This window comes from Burkholderia sp. PU8-34 (assembly GCF_053427725.1).
Genome location: NZ_JBSAXC010000095.1, coordinates 1 through 303, shown reverse-complemented (window position 1 = coordinate 303; position 303 = coordinate 1). Strand labels below are relative to the sequence as shown.

General features: G+C 65.0%; 1 pseudogene. It reads left to right on the top strand.

Features of this window, described 5'->3' with window-relative positions:
• Nucleotides 1-303: pseudogene (locus ACV22Z_RS35875) on the top strand (putrescine ABC transporter permease PotH); the annotation flags it as partial.

Genomic DNA, 303 nt, shown 5'->3' with positions numbered 1-303 from the left:
GGCGCGCTTGCTGCCGTCCGGGCGCAGCGTCGCGATCGGCGTGCCGTTCCTGTGGCTGACGATCTTCTTCGCGGTGCCGTTCGTGCTGGTGCTGAAGATCAGCTTCGCCGACCAGGTGATGGGCATCCCGCCGTACACGGCGCTGATGCAGGTCAAGGACGGCGTCGTGCACTTCGCGATCCAGCTCGGCCACTACGCGTTCCTGCTGCAGGACGACCTGTACGTCGCGACCTATCTCAGCTCGCTGAAGATGGCCGCGGTGTCGACGGTGTTCTGCCTGCTGATCGGCTATCCGATGGCGTA